We start from the raw sequence: 18,577 nt of genomic DNA on the forward strand, positions 1-18,577 counted from the left end.
CAACGTGCCGCGGTCGACCGCGCGGTCGAGGTCCGCCACGAGCGCGCGGTCCGGCCCGAGCCGCTCGCGCAGCCAGGCGCCCGGCACCTGGGCGCACGTGCGCCACGGCAGTCCCGCGAAGCGCTCCGCCTGCGCGGCGCGGGCGGCTGCGACGCGCCGGGCGACCTGGTCGCTCGAGTCGCCCGTCCGGTCGGTCGCGCGCGACGGCTGGAGCTCGACCTGCAGGTCCACACGATCGAGCAGGGGCCCGGAGAGCTTGCCCAGGTAGCGGCGTCGCTGCTCGGGCCGGCACGTGCAGTCCAGACCCTTGCCGACCGCCATGCCGCACGGGCAGGGGTTGGCCGCCAGCACGAGCTGGAACTGCGCGGGGTAGCGCGCGGTCCCCGCGGCCCGGTGCAGCACGAGCTCACCGTGCTCGAGCGGTTGCCGCAGGGTCTGCAGCACCGCGGTCGTGAACTCGGGTGCCTCGTCGAGGAACAGCACCCCGCGGTGCGCGCGCGACGCCGCCCCGGGCCGCGGCACGCCGGACCCGCCGCCGATGACGCTCGCGGGCGTCGCGGTGTGGTGCGGGTCCTCGTAGGGCGGACGGCGGAGCAGACCGCCGCCCGGGTCGAACGTGCCCGCCACGGAGTGGATCGCCGTCACCTCGACCGCCTCGTCCTCGACGAGGTCGGGCAGGATGCCCGGTAGCCGTGCGGCGAGCATCGTCTTGCCCGTCCCGGGCGGGCCCACCATGAGCAGGTGGTGGCTGCCCGCGGCCGCCACCTCGAGGCACAGCCGCGCCTCGTCCTGACCGACGACGTCGGACAGGTCCGGGTCGAAGGCCGAGACGCGCGCCGCGACCGGCTCCGCGGGTGCGGCGGGCACGTCAGGCACCTCGACCGGCGCGCCGTGCGCCGCGAGCACGGCGGCGAGCGTGCGTGCACCCCGGACCCTCGCACCGGGAACGAGGCTCGCCTCGGCGACGCTCGACTCGGGCACGACGACGTCCGGGTGCCCGGCGGCGACGGCCGCCGCGACTGCCGGCAGGATGCCGCGCACGGGGCGCAGGCGACCGTCGAGCCCGAGCTCGCCCAGGTGCACGACACCGCGCACCCGCGGCAGGTCGACGACCCCGGCACCGGCGAGCGTCGCCACGGCGATCGCGAGGTCGAACCCCGAGCCCGACTTGGGCAGGGTCGCGGGCGACAGGTTGACGGTGACGCGCCGGTTCGGCCACGTCAGCCCGCACGAGGCGACAGCCGCGCGGACGCGGTCGCGCGACTCCGCGAGCGACGCGTCGGGGAGCCCGACGAGCGTGAACGCCGGGAGCGCCGCGGCCAGGTGCGCCTCGACCTCGACCACGTGCCCGACCATCCCGACCAGGGCGACCGACAGCGTCGCACCGAGCGCCACGTCAGCACACCCCCTGCAGGTGCTCGACCTGCGCCGCTCCGGACCGCGGCAGCAGGATCGCGATCACGTCGACCCGCACCGACGCCGCTCGCACGTCGTGCTCGGTGAGCCACTGCGCGGCCAGGCGCCGGATGCGCGCGAGCTTGCGCCACGTCACTGCCTCGGCCGGCGTCCCGTACGCCGTCGACCGTCGCGTCTTGACCTCGACGACGACGAGCACGTCGCCGTCCATGCCGACGAGGTCGAGCTCGCCCAGCCGGCACCGCCAGTTGCGGTCCAGCACCCGCCATCCGCGTGCCTCGACGTGAGCCGCAGCCACGTCCTCCCCGTACCGCCCGACGGCGTCCTTCGCGCGCACCCGCACCACCTCCGGCCACAGGGTGCCGTCGGGCGGCAGGGCGCGACGCGCGCCCGCCCCGGACCTGTGGAGGCGACGCCGCGAACCCGGGCTGGGGTCGGCTCGCGGAAGGGCCGACGGCGGCCGGACAGGGAACCCGGCTCCGGCCAGGCGACCGTGGTGCCACGCCCAGGAGGCGGCGCATGGTCGCTCAGCGAGCCGGGTGGTCAGCCCGGCGGGCGGTCAGCGGGGGAAGCCGGGCCCGCCGCCGAGGTCGAGCTCAGGCTTGGCGAGCTCCTCGACGTTGACGTCCTTGAACGTGACGACCCGCACGGACTTCACGAAGCGCGCGGACCGGTAGACGTCCCACACCCACGCGTCGGCGAGGGTCAGCTCGAAGTAGACCTCCCCAGCCGCGGACCGGACCTGCAGGTCGACGTGGTTCGCGAGGTAGAAGCGTCGCTCGGTCTCCACGACGTACGAGAACAGGTTCACGACGTCCCGGTACTCGCGGTAGAGCGCGAGCTCCATGTCGGTCTCGTAGTTCTCCAGGTCCTCGGCACTCACGCGTCCATCATCCCCCACGCCGGCGACGAACCGGTCACCTGCCGCGCCGAGCCGGCTGCGGGCTCGGTGCCCGGCAGCCGCCACGAGCGGCGGTGCAGCACGCACGGCCCGAGCTCGCGCAGCGCACCGATGTGCTCCGGGCTCGCGTAGCCCTTGTTCTCGTCCCACCGGTAGTGCGGGTGGTCCGCCGCGAGCGTCACCATGAGAGCGTCCCGCTCGCACTTGGCGAGCACGCTCGCCGCGGCGACGCTCGCGCACGAGCGGTCCGCCTTGACCTTGAGCAGCACGCGCGGCGTCACCAGGCCCGACGCCGTCTCGTCGTCGTGCCCCTCGTCGGTGAACAGGTCACCCTGAGCGGGGGGCGTGAGCCAGTCGTGCGAGCCGTCGAGCACGACGACGTCCACGGGCCCGGCGACCTCGGCCGCGGCGAGCAGCGCGCGCGTACCCGCGAGTCGCAGCGCGGCGATGATGCCGATCTCGTCGATCTCCGCCGCGCTCGCATGGCCCACCGCTCGCGTGACGCCCCAGCGGTGCAGGCGCGGCAGCAGCGCCACGCGCGCCGCGGGGGTCAGGAGCTTGGAGTCGGCCACGCCCTGCGGCGCCGACCGGGTCTGCAGGTCGACGACGACCACACCGACGCTCACCGGCCCGGCGAGCGAGCCGCGACCCACCTCGTCCATCCCCGCGACCAGCCGAGCACCGTCGCGCAGCAGCGCCCGCTCGATGCGCAGGTGCGGGCCCGGGCGCGTGGTGCGGCGCGACCCGGCAGGCACGACCGGCGCCGACGGTGCTGCGTCGGTCGCGCGAGCGGGTTCGTCCAGGAGGGTCATGACGCGTCGGGGACGTCCTCGAACGTCGCACCCGGGTTGTGCAGGACGGTCGCGCGATCGAGCGGCCACACGAGCACGAACGCCTTGCCGACCACGTTGCCGATCGGGATCGAGCCGCCGCCCGGGTCACCCCGGTGCAGCCGCGAGTCCGACGACGACTGCCGGTTGTCGCCCATGACCCACAGGCTGTTCGGCGGGACGGTGATGTCGAAGTCCATCTGGCTCGGGATCGCCCCGGCGGCCAGGTACGGCTCGTCGAGCGCGACGCCGTTGACGGTGACCGGCTCGCCCGGGCCCGCGCACGCGACGCGGTCGCCCGGCAGGCCGATCACGCGCTTCACGAGGTGCTCCCCCGCGTCCTGCGGGTACAGGCCGACGAACGTGAAGACGTCGTTCATCGCGCCGCGCCAGCCGGTGGCCTCGACCGGCTTCTGGCCCTCGAGCCAGCCGCCCGGGTCCTTGAAGACGACGATGTCGCCGCGCTCGAGGTCGAACGGTCCGGGCGTGAGCTTGCTGACCATGATCCGGTCGTCCTCGACGAGCGTGTCGTGCATCGACGAGCTCGGGATGAAGAAGGCCTGGACCAGGAACGTCTTGATGAGCCACGACAGCACCAGCGCGCTCACGAGGATGATCGCCGTCTCGCGCAGGATCGACCCGCCGGCGCTGCGTCGCGCCGGTCGTCCCCGCTCGGCCAGCCGGCGCTGCGCTCGCGTGGTCGACGAGGCCTCGGCACCCGCCTCGGTGCCGCCCGTGACGCCGTCGCCGCGCCCGCCCTCGGTGCTGGGTTCCCCGAGCTGGGGATCGGCCGGCCACGCGCCGGCGCTGGTCTCGTGCATGCTGTCCCGCTCCGTCTCGAAGTGCGGGGGCGATCCCCCTGCCTCGGCGCGCCACGGCCCGCCGCTCGCGCTCGCCGACGCCCCGTTCGCGCCCGCGGGCGCGGGTTCGTCGTCGGCTCGCGAGTTCACCGGGTCACTCTCCCACGCTCGGCTGTGCCCGGCGCCCACAGACCGGTACCTGAACGCCGGCACCCGAACGCCGGCACCTGAGCACCCGAGGATCGTGCGAGCCCGCCCGCTCGGCCGGGCTGCCTTGCCCGGGTACGCCGCAGGGCGGCCACCCGAGAGTGACCGCCCTGCGTGCGAGTGCGGGAGAGCTCAGCCCTGAGCGGCCGTGTTCTCGCGCTTCTCCTTGATCTTGGCCTTCTTGCCGCGCAGACCGCGCAGGTAGTAGAGCTTGGCGCGACGGACGTCACCGCGGGTGACGACCTCGACCGACTCCAGCGACGGGGTGTGCACGGGGAACGTGCGCTCGACGCCGACCTGGAAGCTGATCTTGCGGACCGTGAAGGTCTCACGCACGCCGGCGCCCTGGCGGGCGATCACGACGCCCTGGAACGCCTGGATACGGGAGCGGTTGCCCTCCACGACCTTGACGTTGACCTTGACGGTGTCACCGGGGCGGAAATCGGGGATGTCGGTCCGCAACGAGGCGGCGTCGACCTGGTCCAGCGTCTGCATGGTGTTCTCCTCGTCCTGCCGACGGGTCAGGAACGCGAGTCGAGGACGGCACGGCGAGTCACGCGCGAGCACGTCCTGGTGGTCTGGTTCGTGGTGCGTCCGGACCGTGACCCGAGGGCCCGACCGGCGATCGTCGGCAGTCTCCCCCGTGGCAGAGACGCGACGCGCGCGCACCAGCCGACAAGTCTGCCACACCGGGCGTCACGGTCGGTAATCGTGGCCGTCCTGCGGGGTCGGCCGGCCGGCCGCGGCGTCCGTCGCCGGCCCGTCCGAGCTGCTCGCGCTCTCGGCGAGCACGTCCCGGTCGCGCGCGTCGAGCACGCCCGGGTCGAGCGCCGACAGCATGTCCGGACGACGAGCGGCGGTCCGCCGCAACGCCTCGTCGCGCCGCCACCGCGCGATCCGCGCGTGGTGACCCGACAGCAGGACATCGGGCACGTCCAGCCCGCGCCAGGACGGCGGCTTGGTGAACACCGGGTACTCGAGCAGCCCGGCCTCGCCGTGCGACTCCTCGACGAGCGACTCCGGGTTGCCCACGACCCCCGGCAGGAGCCGGGCCACCGCCTCCACGACGACGAGCGCCGCGACCTCGCCGCCGTTCAGCACGTAGTCGCCGAGCGACAGCTCGCTGACGCGCACGCCCGCGGCGCGGTAGTGCTCCGCGACGCGCGCGTCGATCCCCTCGTACCGGCCGCACGCGATGACCAGATGGGTCTCGTGGGCGAGCGCGTGGGCAGTCGGCTGGCCGAAGACCTCGCCGGACGGGGTGGGGAGCAGGAGGTGCGCGTCCGGCGTGAGCACGTCATCGAGGGCCGCGCCCCACACGTCGGGTCGCATGACCATGCCCGCGCCGCCCCCGAACGGCGTGTCGTCGACCGTGCGGTGCCGGTCGGTCGTCCACTCGCGCAGGTCGTGCACCCGCAGGTCGAGGATCCCGGCCTCGTGCGCCTTGCCCACGAGCGAGAGCCGGAGCGGCGCCAGGTAGTCCGGGAAGATCGTCAGGACGTCGATGCGCACGGCTCAGACGCCCTCGTCGTCGGCGCGGTCGTCGCTCTCGCCGGCCGGGCCCGACGTCTCGTCGGACACGACGAGGTTCGCGGCGTCCGACGCGAGGAGCCCGCCCGGCGGGTCCAGCACGACGCGACCGCCCGCGACGTCGACGACCGGCACGATCGCCCGGACGAACGGCACCAGGGTCCGCGCGCCGTCCGGCTCGCGCAGCACCAGGACGTCGTGCGCCGGGAGGTGCTCGAGCCCGACGACCTCGCCGAGCAGCCGACCGTCGACGTGCTCGGCTCGCAGCCCTGCGAGCTCGTGGGGGTACCACGCGTCGTCGTCGTCGGACGTGTCCTCCTCGGCCAGCAGGGCGACCCCGCGCAGGCCCTCGGCCTCGGTGCGGTCCCGGACCTCGGCGAACGTCACGTACCACCGCCCCTGCTGGATCCGCGTCGAGGTGACGGTCAGCGAGCCGAGGCCCGCCCGGTCGGTCGCGAGCACCGACCCGGTCGCGAGGCGCTCGTCGGGGGCGTCGGTGCGCAGGTCCAGCCCGACCTCACCGCGCAGGCCGTGGGCGCGGCCGATGCGCGCCACCGTGAGCAGCATGGGAGTCCTCCTCGATTCGTCCGGGTTCGTTCGCGGGTGTGCCGTCGAGCACGACGAAGGCCCGGCCCCAGAGTAGGGGCCGGGCCTCACGCATCGCGGCGCGCGGCCGCGACGTGCTCGTCTCGCCGAACCTCAGCGCCGGTCGACGTCGACGACGTCGACGCGCACCGGGCCCTCGGTCGACAGCGCACCGACGACGGTGCGCAGCGCCTTGGCGGTCCGGCCGCTGCGGCCGATGACCCGCCCGAGGTCCTCGGGGTGGACCCGGACCTCCAGCAGCTCACCGCGGCGCAGCGCGACCGCGCTCACGCGCACGTCGTCCGGGTGGTCGACGATGCCGCGCACCAGGTGCTCGAGCGCGTCGGCGAGCATCAGGCCTGCTCGTCCTCGGCGGGAGCCGCGTCCTCGGCCGGGGCCTCGGCGACGGGCTCGTCAGCCTTCTTCTCCGACGCCTTGGCCTTGACCTTCTCGGCGTCGAGCGCGGCCGCCTCGATCGCGGCCTTCGGGTCGGCCTTGCCGGCCTTGACCCGCAGCGTGCCCTCGGCGCCCGGCAGGCCCTTGAACTTCTGCCAGTCGCCGGTGACCTTGAGCAGCGCGAGGACCTGCTCGGTCGGCTGCGCGCCGACACCGAGCCAGTACTGCGCGCGCTCGGAGGAGATCTCGATGAGCGAGGGCTCCTCGGTCGGGTGGTACTTGCCGATCTCCTCGATGACGCGACCGTCACGCTTGGTGCGCGAGTCCGCGACGACGACACGGTAGTACGGCGCCCGGATCTTGCCGAGACGCTTCAGACGGATCTTGGTGGCCACGTTGTGGTCTTCTCCTGGAGTTCAGCTGGGTGCCCCGCCAGCCTGCCCGTGGGGTTGGGCGGCCGGTGACGGCGAAGGACGCGTCGCGGGCAGGTAGAGGGGCTGCACCGACGTGTACAGCCGACCATCATGCCAGACGTGTGGCGGGGTTCCCAAGCCGCACGCGGTCGACTGCGTACCAGACGAGCGCGATCGCCGCGGTCGCGAACGCCGCGACGAGGACCCACCACATCACCTCGCTGATCCACGGCGGCGCGAACGCCGGGCCGAGCAGGACCGAGAGCCCCGAGCGCGCGACGTCGTCGTCACCGCCGTCGGGCATCGCGCCGTAGCCCACGAGCGTGCCGAGCCCGAGCACCCACGCCAGCACGCGGTAGCGCGTCGGCGCGTGGCCCACATGCTTGCGCACCCTGCCGAGCCCGAGGAGCGGCCGAGCCACGACCCACGCCCCCGCGATCGGCAGCACGATCGTGACGGGCCAGTACAGGAGCACGACGAGCACGCCCCAGCCGCCGACGCCGAACTTGGCGACCAGCCCGAGCACCACGCCGAGCCAGACGACGACGGCCGCCACGACGTCGGCCCTCGCCAGGCGCACACGCGCGGGGGCTTCGACGCTCGAGACCGAGCTGCTCACGTGCGACTCCCGTCGGTGGCGGACGACCGCCGCGTGCGGTCGCGCACAGCCAAGCAGCCGCCCACCGCGGTCGGCCAGTGCACCGAGAGGTCTGTCACCCGTCCGGACGCCCGCTGTCGCCCGCCCGCGCGCGTCAGACGTGCCGCGTGCCGCGCAGCACGACCGCTGCGGGCTCGTGCAGCACGGTCACGTCGCGGCGCGGGTCCCGGTCGTAGACGACCACGTCCGCGCTCGCACCCTCGGCGATCGACTCGGCGCCGAGCCACTCGCGCGTCCGCCAGCTCGCGGCGGCCACGACGTCGCGCGCGGGGATGCCGGCCGCGACGAGCTCCGCCGCCTCGTCGGCGATCCGGCCGTGCCCGATGGTCCCGCCCGCGTCGGTCCCGACGAGCACGGGCACGCCGGCGTCGTACAGGTCCCTCACGTGCTGGTGACGCCGCTCGCCCATCGCGCGCATCCGTCGCGCGAACCGGGGGTACCGCGACTCGCCCTGGTCGGCGATCGCGCCGAACTGCGCGACCTGCAGCAGCGTCGCGGTCACCGGGATCCCGCGCTCGGCGATGCGCTCGATCTGTGCGGGCGTCGCACCCGTCGCGTGCTCGAGGCAGTCGATGCCGGCCTCCAGCAGCGGGTCGATCGACTCGGTCGCGAACGTGTGGGCCGTGACCCGGGCGCCCGCGTCGTGCGCAGCCGCGACCGCGGCGGTCAGCACGTCGTCGGGCCACAGGGGGGTCAGGTCCCCCGCGGGCCCGAGGTCGCGGTCGATCCAGTCGGCGACGAGCTTGACCCAGCCGTCGGCCCGCACGGCCTCGTGGTGCACCACACCGGGCAGGTCGTGCACGTCGGCCAGCTCGAGGCCGTAGTGCCGCAGGTAGCGCTTGGGGCGGGCGAGGTGGTGGCCCGCGCGGATGAGCCGCGGCAGGTCGGCGCGTCCGTGCACCCAGGACGTGTCGGCGGGTGAGCCCGCGTCACGCACGAGCAGCACACCCGAGTCGCGGTCCGCGAGCGCCTGCCGCTCGGCCGTCGCCGCGTCGACCGGCCCGTCGGCCGCGAGACCGATGTGGCAGTGCACGTCGACGAGCCCGGGCAGCACCCAGCCGCGGATCGTCGTCGCCTGCGCCGCGGGACGCGTCAACGTCAGACGCCCCCCGACCACCCACGCCTCGCCGACCTCACGCTCGTCGTCGAGCACGACCGTCCCGGCCAGGTGCAGGACGTCGCTCACGGCGTCAGCGCCCGAGGAACTTCTCGAACCCCGCGGGCAGCTCGAGCGAGGCGGGGTCGGCCTGCTGCGGAGCCGGCGCGCCGAGCCCGAACGCGGACCCGGCCGGTGCGCTCGGCGCCGGCTTGCCCTCGATCGCCGCGCGCTCCTGCGCCGCTCGCTTGGCGGGGTTGCCCGACTTGCCGCGCACCTTGCGCTGCGGCACGGCCTTGCCGCGCGCCTTCTTGCCCATCCCCGGCAGGTTGCCCATACCCGGCATGCCGCCGGGCATCCCGCCCGACTTGGCCATCTGGCGCATCATCTTCTGGGCCGCGTCGAACCGCTCGAGGAGCTGGTTGACGTCGGTCGGCGTGGTGCCGGACCCCTTCGCGATGCGCGCGCGGCGCGAGCCGTTGATGATCTTCGGGTTGTCGCGCTCGCCGGGGGTCATCGAGTGGATGATCGCCTCGATGCGGTCGACCTCGCGCTCGTCGAAGTTGTCCAGCGCGTCGCGCATCTGCGCCATGCCCGGGAGCATCCCGAACATCTTCTTGAGCGAGCCCATCTTGCGCAGCTGCTGCATCTGCTGCTGGAAGTCCGCGAGCGTGAAGCCCTCGCCGCTCGCGAGCTTGCCCGCCATCTGCTCGGCCTGCTCGGCGTCGAACGCCTTCTCGGCCTGCTCGATGAGCGTCAGGACGTCGCCCATGTCGAGGATCCGCGACGCCATGCGGTCGGGGTGGAACACCTCGAAGTCGGTGAGCTTCTCGCCGATGCTCGCGTACAGGATCGGCCGGCCCGTGACAGAGGCGACCGACAGCGCAGCGCCACCGCGCGCGTCGCCGTCGAGCTTCGACAGCACGACACCCGTGAAGCCGACACCGTCCGCGAAGGCCTGCGCGGTGGTCACCGCGTCCTGGCCGATCATCGCGTCGATCACGAACAGGATCTCGTCGGGCTGCACGGCGTCGCGGATGTCCGCGGCCTGCTGCATGAGCTCGGCGTCGACACCGAGCCGGCCGGCGGTGTCGACGATCAGCACGTCGTGCTGGCGTGCGCGTGCGGTCTCAAGACCGGCGCGTGCGACGGCGACGGGGTCCGCGTCCGCGGGGAGCACGTCGTCGGCGCCCTGGTTACCGGGGTGCGGCGCGAACACCGGCACGCCGGCCCGCTCGCCCACCACCTGCAGCTGCGTCACGGCGTTCGGACGCTGCAGGTCCGCCGCCACGAGCAGCGGCGTGTGGCCCTCGCCCTTGAGCTGGAGCGCGAGCTTGCCTGCGAGCGTCGTCTTGCCCGCGCCCTGCAGACCCGCGAGCAGGATCACCGTGGGCGGGTTCTTCGCGAACCGCAGCGTGCGCGTCTCGCCGCCGAGGATCGCCACGAGCTCCTCGTTGACGATCTTGACGACCTGCTGCGCGGGGTTGAGCGCCTGCGAGACCTCGGCCGAGAGCGAGCGTTCGCGCACCGCGCTCGTGAACTGCCGGACCACGGGCACGGCGACGTCCGCGTCGAGCAGGGCCCGGCGGATCTCCCGCACCGTGGCGTCGACGTCCGCCTCGGACAGCCGGCCCTTGGTGCGCAGGTTCTTGAAGGTCGACGTCAGGCGGTCGGACAGAGTGGCGAACACGTAGGGCGTCCTCGCGAGAAGGGGTCAGGGACGTCCCAGGGTACCTGGGTGACCCGCCGCGCGACCGCCACCGAGCCGAGCCCGTGCACGGCCGACGAGGTCGTCCACGAGCGTGCCGCGCCACTGGCTCCACGCCGCGGGCCCGGCCGCCACCGCGTCGGCCTCGGTGAGCACGCGCAGCGCGAGCAGCACGTCCTCGCGGTGGTCGACCGCGTCGAGCAGGCGGTCGGTGGTCGCCGGGTCGTCCGGGTCCGCGCTCGTCGCGAGCTCGACGAGCAGCAGGTGCTCGCGCACGAGGCGCGTCACGTCGGCCACGACCTCGTCGCGGAACCCCATGCGCTCCACGATCGGCCCCACGAGCCGGGCGCCCTCGACCGAGTGGTCGCCCGCACCGGCGCGCTTGCCGATGTCGTGCAGCAGGGCCGCGAGCAGCAGCGTCTCGCTCGGGGCGCCCGACGACAGCGCGGAGACGTTCGCCGCGGTCTCGACGAGGTGGCGGTCGACCGTGTGCCGGTGCACCGGCGAGCGCTGCGGACGGTTGCGCACGCCCGCCCACTCAGGGATCCACGTGGTCACGACACCCGCGAGGTCGAGCGCCTCCCAGATCGGCACCTGTGCGTGCCCAGCCGCGAGCAGCTGCAGGAGGTACTGCCGCGCCTGGCGCGGCCACGGCGTGGGCAGCGCGGGAGTCACGGTCAGGTGCTGCACCGAGACCGGGGAGAGCTGCAGGCCCGTGCGCGCCGCCGTCGCCGCCGCGCGCAGCGCGAGCAGCGGGTCGTGCTCCGGGGTCGCGTCGACCGCGAGCACGATCTCGTCGCCGTGCTGGACGAGGCCCTCGGCGATCGGGCGCAGGCGCGGCGGCATGCGACGGCCGCGGACCAGCCGCGGCCCGCGCGCCGGTCGCTCGAGGGCCTGCCGGGCGTTGCGTGCGGTCGTGTCGAGCGCGTACGAGATGATGCGCGCCGCCTCGGCGACGCTCGCCAGCAGGTCGTCGCGGTCGTCGAAGCCCACGATCGCGGCGACCTCGTCCTGGTCGGCGAGCAGCAGGCGGTTGGTGTGCCGCCGCGTGGCGACCTGCACCGCGTCCCGCACGTCGAGCAGGTGCGTGTACGCGTGGTCGACCGCACCGTGCGGGCGGTCCGTGAGCCAGGTGGCCGCGAGCGCCGAGAGCACCACCGCGTCGCGGATCCCGCCGCGCGCCTCCTTGAGCTCGGGCTCGATGAGGTACGCGAGCTCGCCGTGGCGCTCCGCGCGCTGCCGCGTGGACGCGATCAGCTCGGGCAGCCGGCGACGGGCCGCCGCGCGCCAGTCCTCGAGCAGCGCGGACGTGGCGCGGGCGATCACCACGGGGTCCCCCGCGACGTGCTGCAGGTCGAGCAGCCCGACCGCGGCGGGCAGGTCCTTGGACGCGACCTGGCGGCACTGCGCGAGCGAGCGCACGGAGTGGTCGAGGTCCAGGCCCGCGTCCCAGATCGGGTACCAGAGCTGCTGGGCGAGCACCGAGAGGTCCTCGGCGGAGCGTCCGCGCCCCTCGTGCACCAGCAGCAGGTCGAGGTCGGAGACGGGGCTCGCGTCGCCGCGGCCCACCGACCCGACCGCGCCCAGCGCGACGCCTGTCATGTCCTGCCCCGCGGTGGCCTCGTCCCAGAGCTCGACGAGCCGGCGTCGGACGAGTGCGGAGACCTGCCGGCGACGGGCCGTGCCGTCGCTCGTCGTGCCGGTCAGGGAGGTGGCGAGGTCGAGCCGTTCGACGCGCAGGTCCCGCACCCCAGGGGCGGGGTGCGGGACCTGCGTGTCGTGGGCGTCCCCGGCCGCGCCCCCCACGGGCGGCCGTTCGTGAGACATGGTTCCTACAGCGCGTCGTCGCCGTGCTCACCGGTGCGGACGCGAGCCACGTCCTCCACCGGCACGACCCAGACCTTGCCGTCACCGATCTTGCCGGTCTGCGAGGCGCGGATCACGACCTCGACGATGCCGGCCACGTCCTCGTCGGCGACCAGGACGTCGATGCGCACCTTCGGCACCAGGTCCACGGTGTACTCCGCGCCGCGGTAGACCTCGGTGTGACCGCGCTGGCGGCCGTAGCCGCTCGCCTCGCTCACGGTCAGGCCGCGGACACCCGCTGCCTCGAGGGCCGACTTCACGTCGTCGAGCCGATGCGGCTGGATGACCGCCGTCACGAGCTTCGTCATCACTTCACCTCCGTCACGACGCGGGCCCCGCCCAGCGTCTCGTATGCGGACTCACCGTGCACGGCGAGGTCGATACCGCCGACCTCGGCGTCCTCGCTGACCCGCCACCCCATGGTCGCCTTGATGGCGAACGCGATGATCGCAGTGATGACGCCGGAGAAGACGATCGCGTACCCGGCCGCGACGATCTGCGTCCAGAGCTGGTCGAAGCCGCCACCGTGGAACAGGCCCACGCCGTCCTTCGCGAGGAAGCCGATCGCCACAGTACCGATGAGGCCACCGACGAGGTGGACGCCCACGACGTCGAGCGAGTCGTCGTAGCCGAACTTGTACTTCAGGCCCACGGCGAGGGCGCAGACCGCACCCGCGACCAGACCGAGGATGATCGAGCTCAGCGGGTCGAGCGCCGCGGCCGCAGGGGTGATCGCGACCAGGCCGGCGACGATGCCCGATGCGGCACCCAGCGACGTGGCGTGGCCGTCACGGAACTTCTCGGTGACGATCCAGCCGACGAGCGCTGCACCGGCGGCCACCGTCGTGTTGATCCACGCGAGGGCCGCGACGTCGGTCGCGCCGAACGCGGAGCCGGCGTTGAAGCCGAACCAGCCGAACCACAGCAGAGCAGCGCCGAGCATGACGAACGGCAGGTTGTGCGGGCGCATCGGCTCCTTGCCGAAGCCCTTGCGCTTGCCGATGACGAGCGCGAGCACCAGCCCGGCGACACCGGCGTTGATGTGGACGACCGTGCCACCGGCGAAGTCGATCGGAGCCGGCAGCGAGCCACCGAGGAACCAGTCGTCACCGAAGAGGTAGCCGCCGAACCACACCTGGTGGGCGAGGGGGAAGTACACGAGCGTCACCCACACGGCCACGAACACGACCCACGCACCGAACTTGACGCGGTCTGCGATCGCTCCGCTGATGAGCGCAACCGTGATGATCGCGAACGTCACCTGGAAGCCCACGGTGATGAGGTCCGTCAGCGGGTCCTCGCCGTTCAGGATGCCGCTGAGACCGAAGTAGTCCCCGCTCCACCCGAAGAGGCCGGCCTTGTCGCCGCCGGCCACCATCGAGTAGCCCCACAGCACCCAGATGATCGCGACGACGCCCATGGCGGCGAAGCTCATCATCATCATGTTGAGGACAGACTTACCGCGGACCATGCCCCCGTAGAAGAACGCCAGTCCAGGCGTCATGAGCAGCACCAAGGATGCTGACGTCAGCATCCACGCGGCGTTTCCTGCATCCATACCCATTCGCTCCCCTCGCCGGCCAGGCGGCCGATCGCGGACAACGTTCGAGCAGTGCGATTTCCGCGAGGGACGGGGCGCGTTACCGCTACGTGACAAGACACTGCCGCGTGTAAACGTTGGGTTTCGAGGTGGGCGTTCGTCCGACTCGTTCCCGTGCGCCCGACGAACGTCCGACCTCGCGCGCCGAGCCGGGCTACTGGAGCAGGCCGTCGACGAACGCCTCGGGGTCGAAGGGCGCGAGGTCGTCGGGACCCTCGCCCAGCCCGACGAGCTTGACGGGCACGCCGAGCTCGCGCTGCACCGCGACGACGATGCCGCCCTTGGCGGTCCCGTCGAGCTTGGTCAGCACGATGCCCGTGATACCCGCGACCTCGCCGAACACGCGCGCCTGGTTGAGCCCGTTCTGGCCCGTGGTCGCGTCGAGCACGAGGAGCACCTCGCTGAGCGGGGCCTCCTTGCCGATGACACGCGTGATCTTGCCGAGCTCGTCCATCAGACCGGCCTTGTTCTGCAGGCGCCCCGCGGTGTCGACCACGACCACGTCGACCTGGGCCTGCTTGCCGGTCCGGACTGCCTCGAACGCGACCGACGCCGGGTCGGCGCCGTCCCGGTCGGACCGCACCGTCGGGACCCCGACGCGCGAGCCCCACGTCTCGAGCTGGTCGGCCGCCGCCGCGCGGAACGTGTCCGCGGCGCCGAGCACCACCGACTGCTGCTCCCCCACGAGCAGTCGCGTGAGCTTGCCGATCGTCGTCGTCTTGCCCGTGCCGTTGACACCCACCACCAGCAGGACCGCGGGCGTGCGCGTGCCGTCGTCGGCCACGGTCGGCGACGTGTGCAGCGAGCGGTCGAGGCTCGGGTCGACGAGCTCGAGCAGCTGGGCCCGCAGCAGGGCCTTGACCTGCGCGGGGTCCCTGAGGCCGTCGACGCGCACGCGCGTGCGCAGCGCGTCGATGAGCTCGCCCGTGGGGCCGGGACCGACGTCGGCGAGCAGGAGCGTCTCCTCGAGCTCGTCCCAGTCGTCCTCGGACAGGTGGTCGCGGGACAGGACCGCAAGCAGGCGGGTGCCCAGCGGCGAGCCCGAGCGCGAGAGCCGGTCGCGCAGGCGCGCGAGACGACCCGCGGCCGGCGCCGGCACGTCGAGCACCGGAAGGTCCGGCGCCTCACCGGGCGCGCTCTCGGCGAGCGGCGCCTCGGCCTGCTCGGGGAGCGTCTCGAGGGTGCCCACACCGGCGGTCGGGGGCACCTCGACCGCGACGCCGGACGCGTCGTCGTCGGGCGCGGTGGCCTGGGTCGGGACGTGCTCGATCGTCGGCGTGGGCGCCGAGGTCGAGCCGTCGTCGCGCGGACGGCGGCGCGAGACGAACAGCGTGACGACGGCCGCGACGAGCGCGATCGGCACACCAGCGGCGAGGAGAGTGGTCAGGGCGTCGGAGCTCACCCGCACAGTCTGGCCGCGGACCAGGCGGCGGCGCGAACCCACGACCGCCGGCGTGGACTCCCGTGCCCCCGTGCCGCACTCGCGGCGAGTCCGTCGGCGCCCTCCGGACCGCCGTCCGGCACCGGGTCCGAGCGCCGTGATTCGTTTCGGCCGTGTCGGTGCGCACGGCCCGTGGGTACGTTCACAGGCCGGGACGACCGCTCCCGGTCGTCCCGGACGGCGCCGTCCCGACGAGAGGTGGGCCCCATGCCCCGCACGCATCGAGCACCCGACCACGCGCACCACGTGCGGCCCCGTCCCGGCCGCTCGGACCGGCACCGCGGACCGCGCTCGAGGCGCGTGCGGACGGCCGTCGCCGCCCTCGTCACCGCCGCGCTCGTCGGGACCCTCGGCCTCGTCTCCGCCCTGGGCGCGAACGCCGCGACGATCGACCCGAGCGCGTGGTACGTGCTGGTCAACCGCAAGAGCGACAAGGTCCTCGACGTCCAGGGCCAGGCGACCGGCGACGGGTCACCGCTCGTGCAGTCGACCCGGACCGACGCCACGAGCCAGCAGTTCAGAGTCGTGGACGCCGGCGGCGGGTGGTACGAGCTGCTCAACCGCAGGTCCGGCAAGGTCGTCGACCTGTGGGAGTGGAGCACCGCCGACGGCGCGACCTTCCGGCTGTTCACGGACCTGAACGGCGCCAACCAGCGGTTCGGGATCGCCGACCAGTCCGGCTACGTCCGCTTCGTCAACCAGCACTCGGGCAAGGTGCTGCAGGTGGCCGGCGCGTCGGCCGCCGAGGGCGCAGCCGTCGTGCAGGGATCGGACACGAAGTCCTACCACCAGCAGTGGCTGCTGGTGAAGCTCGGGACCGGGAGCACGCCGGCACCCACGACCAGCCCGACACCGACCACGCCGCCGAGCACACCGCCCAGCACGCCGCCGAGCAACGGCTCCTGGCCGACCGCGACCGGTCAGCAGCGGGTCACCTCCACGATCGCGGTCAGCGGCACGTTCGACGGTCGGCTCGTGCGCTACTACGGGATCTCCTCGGGCGGTCAGGACGAGTCGCAGCCACCCATGTTCAAGCTCGCCGACGGCGCGGTCCTCACGAATGTCATCCTCGGCTCGGGTGCGGGCGACGGCGTGCACTGCACCGGCACCTGCACGCTGCGGAACGTGTGGTGGGAGGACGTCGAGGAGGACGCCGCGACGCTCAAGGGCAGCTCGTCGTCCCAGGTCATGACGGTCGACGGCGGCGGGGCGCGGTCCGCCTCGGACAAGGTGTTCCAGCACAACGGCCCCGGCACGTTCGTCATCAAGAACTTCCAGGCGACCGACATCGGCAAGCTGTACCGCTCGTGCGGCAACTGCTCCACGCAGTACGCGCGCACGGTCGTCGTCCAGAACGTGACGATCACGGCGCCCGCGAAGTCGCTCGTCGGCATCAACTCCAACCTCGGGGACCGCGCGACGCTCTCGGGCATCACGCTCGTCAACGACTGGTCGAAGAAGGTCGCGATCTGCGAGGAGTACCGCGGGGTGACGTCCGGCGAGCCGACGAAGGTCTCGTCAGGACCGAGCGCGGCGTGCGGGTACTCCCCGTCCGCGGTGGTCTACCGATGACGGCGCGACCGTGAGGCCCGTGTGAGTACTCGCGGGCCGGTCGCCGCTGCGGCCGGTCCGCGCCTCACGTCCCTGGGCGGCAGGTCAGCCGTGGCGGCGCAGCGGGTTCGCGCGCACGGCCTTGTCCTTGGCACGTGCGAGACCGGCCGAGAGGTCGTCGACGTGCAGGTAGCCCTCACCCTGCTCGGCCGTCGCGTTGAGGAAGTCCGCGAGCGACAGGTCCACGGGCTCGGCGTCGGCGGCCTGCGCCGCGGCGATCTGGTCCGGCGCGGGGTGTCGACGTGCCCGCAGGCCGCGGCGGAACGCCTGCCACGGCGACTCGTCGTCCCGGCGGTCGTCCGCGTCCGACGAGCTCGCGACGAGCAGGACGGCAGCCGCCACCGCAAGGGCGACGAGGACGGCGATCACGACAGGCAGCACCCGTCCAGTGTCGTCCGGGACCCGCTGCGCCGCCTCGACGAGGAGCGGTTCAGACCGACTCCCACACACGATCTTCACGCGCGCCGCCCGCGAGAGCCCGCGGGCCGTCGCCCGCGCGCCGTCGGCCCGCCGCACGGGCGCCCGCTCAGGCGGTCTCGCGCATCCGCTGGCTCACGACGGTCGTCACGCCGTCACCGCGCATCGTGACGCCGTACAGCGCGTCCGCGATCTCCATCGTGCGCTTCTGGTGCGTCACGACGATGAGCTGCGAGTCCTCCTGCAGCTCGCGGAAGATCTCCAGGAGTCGGCCGAGGTTCGCGTCGTCGAGCGCGGCCTCGACCTCGTCCATCACGTAGAACGGGCTCGGCCGGGCCTTGAAGATCGCGACGAGCATCGCCACCGCCGTGAGCGAGCGCTCGCCGCCCGACAGCAGCGACAGCCGCTTGACCTTCTTGCCCGCGGGACGCGCCTCGACGTCGATTCCCGTGGTGAGCATGTCGTCGGGGTCCGTCAGCACCAACCGGCCCTCACCACCCGGGAACAGGCGCGGGAACACCACGTCGAAGGCGGCGGCGGTGTCGCGGTACGCCTCGGCGAAGACCTGCTCGACCCGCTCGTCGATCTCCTTGACGATCTCCAGCAGGTCCGTGCGGGACTTCTTGAGGTCGGCGAGCTGGTCGACCAGGAACTTGTGGCGCTCCTCGAGCGCCGAGAACTCCTCGAGCGCGAGCGGGTTGACGCGGCCGAGCAGCGAGAGCGCGCGCTCCGCGGCGCGCAGGCGCTTCTCCTGCTGCTCGCGCACGTACGGGACGTGCGTCGGCGCGTCCGGGTCGGGCTCCGTCCCGGGCGGCACGACGACCGGCACGTCCTGGTGCGGCCCGAACTCCTCGAGCAGCACGGCCGGGTCGAGCCCGAGCTCCTCGACCGCGCGCGTCTCGAGCTGCTCGATCCGCAGCCGCTGCTGGGTGCGGGCAACCTCGTCGCGGTGCGCGACGTCGGTCAGGCGCGCGAGCTCGGCGGCCTGCTGCTCGGCCCGGACCCGCATCGTCGTGATCGTCTCGTCGCGCTGCGCGCGCGCGGCCTCGGCGGACTCGCGCTCGTCGGACGCCCGCCGCAGCGAGCCGTCGAGCAGGGCGAG

Annotated in this window: 20 protein-coding genes; 1 reads left to right on the forward strand and 19 read right to left on the reverse strand. The window is 73.5% G+C overall.

The genetic code is table 11. From position 1 onward, the window contains the following. The 17 genes from CWIS_RS00535 to ftsY all read right to left on the reverse strand — a co-directional run. Positions 1–1,395, reverse strand: a 1,395-nt coding sequence (locus CWIS_RS00535; protein WP_048341272.1) for a YifB family Mg chelatase-like AAA ATPase, incomplete at its 3' end; no start/stop codon positions are given. A gap of 1 nt (position 1,396) precedes the next feature. Then, the gene (locus CWIS_RS00540) at positions 1,397–1,753 is read right to left on the reverse strand and encodes a YraN family protein (RefSeq protein WP_048341286.1); all 357 of its coding nucleotides are present in this window, start codon (positions 1,751–1,753) and stop codon (positions 1,397–1,399) included. A 222-nt stretch (positions 1,754–1,975) separates the two neighbouring features. Then, positions 1,976–2,299: a DUF2469 domain-containing protein gene (locus tag CWIS_RS00545; protein WP_048341273.1), complete on the reverse strand. Its 324-nt coding sequence runs from the start codon at positions 2,297–2,299 to the stop codon at positions 1,976–1,978. Beyond that, positions 2,296–3,129, reverse strand: coding sequence for a ribonuclease HII (locus tag CWIS_RS00550; RefSeq protein ID WP_082156106.1), 834 nt, complete (start codon positions 3,127–3,129; stop codon positions 2,296–2,298). The genes CWIS_RS00545 and CWIS_RS00550 overlap by 4 nt, the downstream gene beginning before the upstream one ends. After that, a complete protein-coding gene (gene lepB / locus CWIS_RS00555) occupies positions 3,126–4,097 on the reverse strand; it encodes a signal peptidase I (protein WP_229747444.1) in 972 nt (323 codons plus the stop codon). Before lepB ends, CWIS_RS00550 begins: the two co-directional genes overlap by 4 nt. A 189-nt stretch (positions 4,098–4,286) precedes the next feature. Next, on the reverse strand, positions 4,287–4,649 hold the full coding sequence (gene rplS / locus CWIS_RS00560) for a 50S ribosomal protein L19 (protein ID WP_048341289.1): 363 nt from the start codon (positions 4,647–4,649) through the stop codon (positions 4,287–4,289). Between the two features lie 201 nt (positions 4,650–4,850). Beyond that, positions 4,851–5,666, reverse strand: coding sequence for a tRNA (guanosine(37)-N1)-methyltransferase TrmD (gene trmD, locus CWIS_RS00565; protein WP_082156107.1), 816 nt, complete (start codon positions 5,664–5,666; stop codon positions 4,851–4,853). 3 nt (positions 5,667–5,669) lie between these two features. Next, positions 5,670–6,251, reverse strand: coding sequence for a ribosome maturation factor RimM (rimM, locus tag CWIS_RS00570; RefSeq protein ID WP_048341274.1), 582 nt, complete (start codon positions 6,249–6,251; stop codon positions 5,670–5,672). Between the two features lie 132 nt (positions 6,252–6,383). Then, positions 6,384–6,623, reverse strand: coding sequence for an RNA-binding protein (locus CWIS_RS00575; RefSeq protein ID WP_048341275.1), 240 nt, complete (start codon positions 6,621–6,623; stop codon positions 6,384–6,386). Beyond that, positions 6,623–7,060, reverse strand: a complete 438-nt coding sequence (gene rpsP, locus CWIS_RS00580; protein WP_048341276.1) for a 30S ribosomal protein S16 — start codon at positions 7,058–7,060, stop codon at positions 6,623–6,625. The genes CWIS_RS00575 and rpsP overlap by 1 nt, the downstream gene beginning before the upstream one ends. Before the next feature lie 127 nt (positions 7,061–7,187). Beyond that, complete coding sequence (locus CWIS_RS00585) at positions 7,188–7,697, reverse strand: hypothetical protein (protein WP_048341277.1); 510 nt, start codon at positions 7,695–7,697, stop codon at positions 7,188–7,190. Positions 7,698–7,830: 133 nt separating this feature from the next. Further along, positions 7,831–8,922, reverse strand: a complete 1,092-nt coding sequence (locus CWIS_RS00590; protein WP_048341278.1) for an amidohydrolase family protein — start codon at positions 8,920–8,922, stop codon at positions 7,831–7,833. A 4-nt stretch (positions 8,923–8,926) separates the two neighbouring features. Next, the gene (gene ffh / locus CWIS_RS00595) at positions 8,927–10,522 is read right to left on the reverse strand and encodes a signal recognition particle protein (protein ID WP_048341279.1); all 1,596 of its coding nucleotides are present in this window, start codon (positions 10,520–10,522) and stop codon (positions 8,927–8,929) included. A 24-nt stretch (positions 10,523–10,546) separates the two neighbouring features. Beyond that, positions 10,547–12,367: a [protein-PII] uridylyltransferase gene (locus CWIS_RS00600; protein WP_048341280.1), complete on the reverse strand. Its 1,821-nt coding sequence runs from the start codon at positions 12,365–12,367 to the stop codon at positions 10,547–10,549. Between the two features lie 5 nt (positions 12,368–12,372). Continuing rightward, entirely contained in the window at positions 12,373–12,714 is a 342-nt protein-coding gene (locus tag CWIS_RS00605; RefSeq protein WP_048341281.1) for a P-II family nitrogen regulator, read from the reverse strand. Continuing rightward, positions 12,714–13,970: an ammonium transporter gene (locus CWIS_RS00610; protein ID WP_048341282.1), complete on the reverse strand. Its 1,257-nt coding sequence runs from the start codon at positions 13,968–13,970 to the stop codon at positions 12,714–12,716. The genes CWIS_RS00605 and CWIS_RS00610 overlap by 1 nt, the downstream gene beginning before the upstream one ends. Positions 13,971–14,160: 190 nt before the next feature. Next, entirely contained in the window at positions 14,161–15,408 is a 1,248-nt protein-coding gene (gene ftsY, locus CWIS_RS00615; protein ID WP_048341283.1) for a signal recognition particle-docking protein FtsY, read from the reverse strand. A gap of 246 nt (positions 15,409–15,654) precedes the next feature. Here ftsY and CWIS_RS00620 point away from each other — a divergent pair, with 246 nt between their 5' ends. Then, positions 15,655–17,019 carry a pectate lyase gene (locus CWIS_RS00620; RefSeq protein ID WP_082156108.1) on the forward strand — a complete coding sequence of 455 codons (1,365 nt, stop codon included), beginning with the start codon at positions 15,655–15,657 and terminating at the stop codon, positions 17,017–17,019. Between the two features lie 84 nt (positions 17,020–17,103). On the opposite strand, the gene CWIS_RS00625 is transcribed toward CWIS_RS00620, so the two are convergent. After that, positions 17,104–17,439, reverse strand: coding sequence for a hypothetical protein (locus CWIS_RS00625; RefSeq protein WP_229747445.1), 336 nt, complete (start codon positions 17,437–17,439; stop codon positions 17,104–17,106). A 145-nt stretch (positions 17,440–17,584) separates the two neighbouring features. Then, positions 17,585–18,577: AAA family ATPase (locus tag CWIS_RS00630; protein ID WP_048341285.1), on the reverse strand; the 993-nt coding region annotated here is incomplete at its 5' end.

The sequence above is a fragment of the Cellulomonas sp. A375-1 genome, from assembly GCF_001040865.1.
Taxonomy (GTDB): Bacteria; Actinomycetota; Actinomycetes; order Actinomycetales; family Cellulomonadaceae; genus Cellulomonas; species Cellulomonas gelida.